The sequence below is a fragment of the Mycobacterium sp. genome (assembly GCF_035653355.1).
Classification (GTDB): Bacteria; Actinomycetota; Actinomycetes; order Mycobacteriales; family Mycobacteriaceae; genus Mycobacterium.
Window position 1 is genome coordinate 1 of sequence record NZ_DASRBZ010000338.1, and the last position, 2080, is coordinate 2080.

Genomic DNA, 2080 nt, shown 5'->3' on the forward strand with positions numbered 1-2080 from the left:
GACAAGACCTACGTGGTGGATGGACCTAAGGGGCTCAAGGTCAGCCTCATTATTTGTGACGACGGAAATTACCCGGAAATTTGGCGAGACTGCGCGATGAAAGGCGCCGAACTTATCGTGCGTTGCCAGGGCTATATGTACCCGGCCAAGGATCAGCAGATCATCGTCGCCAAGGCGATGGCCTGGATGAACAACTGCTACGTCGCGGTTGCCAATGCAGCCGGGTTCGATGGCGTCTACTCCTACTTCGGCCATTCGTCGATCATCGGGTTCGACGGCCGCACGCTGGGCGAAACCGGCGAAGAAGAGTACGGGATTCAGTACGCCGAGCTGTCGGTTTCGTTGATCCGCGACGCGCGCGCCAACTGGCAGTCACAAAACCAAATGTTCAAGCTGCTGCACCGCGGTTACACCGGTGTGCTGGCCTCCGGAGACGGGGATAAAGGTGTGGCGGAGTGCCCCTTCGACTTCTACCGCACCTGGGTCACCGACCCGGCAGCCGCCCAGCGGCAAGTGGAATCTTTCACCCGCCCAACGATCGGCACCGCGGAAAGTCCCATACCGGGTCTGCCGAATCAAAAATCGAACGGTGCAACCGGCGACGTTGACGGCGGTCGCCTCCCCGACGAGCCGTCCGATCGGCAGGCCGACCAACCGTCACCGGCTCGCACCTGAGCCGGAGCGACCGAGGGATTGGTTTGCAGGTCGCACGACACACCGAAAAGGAAAATTATGAGCGATTCCACCGGGCAAATTATGAGCGATTCCACCGGGCGGTCAAACACCCCCTAGTCCTCCTAATCAGGCCGAGGTCGATGAGCAGCATGAGGACCATTCAGCCACCCTTGGAAAGAGCTCCGACGATCCGCCCGACATGACCGACCCGAAGCAATGGCAGGACGCCCGAAAGACGGCGGCGGCGCCTGATTTAAGGCGTTGTTAACTGAGCAACGGCCGGGAAGTGTAAGCCCTGCCAGACCCAACTTAGAGAGAAGAATTGAGGCATGGCTACTGACAAGCATGAACATGAACATGGCCATGATCATGACCACGACGATCAGGCCCGCATAGAGGCGTTGCGCACCGAGGGCGTCCATCGCGCAGGTGAGCACGAGGGCCCGTTCTCGCTGCACGTTCTCGGCCTGGGTGGCACCGGGGCGGCAGTCATCACGACGTTGCTGCGCGAACGTCCCGAGGGTTTTCTCGTCGACCCCACTACCCGCTTTTCAGCATTGGCAGTGGACATCGGTGACGAGGACTTGAGTCAAGTCCGTGCAGCGGCGGAAGGTCTGCCAGCCGAACGCAGCTACGTCCAGACTGTTGCATTGCCCATCCCCACCGGCGATGAGCTGCGGACCAGTCTCAACCGTTACCGCGAATTCTTAAAAATGGAGTTCCCCCGGTATTACTGGAACCCCAATTACGAGCCGTGGCTACCCGCAGACGTGGAGCTGCCCGGCCCGGGTGAACACTTCCCCCGGGCACTCGCCAAAGCGGTGTATGGCTCGGAGTATTACCAGAACCGCGAGATCACCAGGGCGCTGGATGCGTTCGCCGACAGTGTGTTGACCAGCCAAGCCACCCCACTGGTCGTAGTGGTCTTCAGTCTGGCAGGCGGGGTTGGCAGCGGCATCGTCGTCGAGATCGCCCGGCACCTGTCGACCATCAAGCTCGGGCGCCGACCGTGGGTGATCGGCGTTGGCGTGCTGCCCTGCGCGGGTGACCCCCCGGAAGTCTTCGACGGGTCGCTCTTCCCGGTGATCAATGAGTTGGACTGCATGATCGACACCGAGAAGAACAAGGGTGTCATGGCGGTTTGGGGTGACCTGTACAAAAACCCGTTCACTGGCGGATTCTTCGCCGTGCCGCAGGACGATGCGTTCGCGATGAAAGGCAACCTCGCCGATACGCATGCGTATGTGGATTCTGGAATCGCGGCCTTCCTGGCCCGCGACGACTCGGTCCACCTGTACGAAACGCTCAAGGCGCTGAACTGGCTGTCGGTGCCGGCGGATGCCTGGCACCCGGCGATCCGTGGCGAGCCGAACGCCCGCTGGATCAACGTACTGGCGACCCGTGA

1 protein-coding gene and 1 pseudogene are annotated in these 2080 nt (G+C 61.2%); both read left to right on the forward strand.

The features are described from left to right. Positions 1-585, forward strand: a pseudogene (locus tag VFA16_RS11700) (nitrilase-related carbon-nitrogen hydrolase); the annotation flags it as partial. A gap of 419 nt (positions 586-1004) precedes the next feature. After that, the coding region (locus VFA16_RS11705) for a tubulin-like doman-containing protein (protein ID WP_324967967.1) at positions 1005-2080 on the forward strand (1076 nt) is incomplete at its 3' end.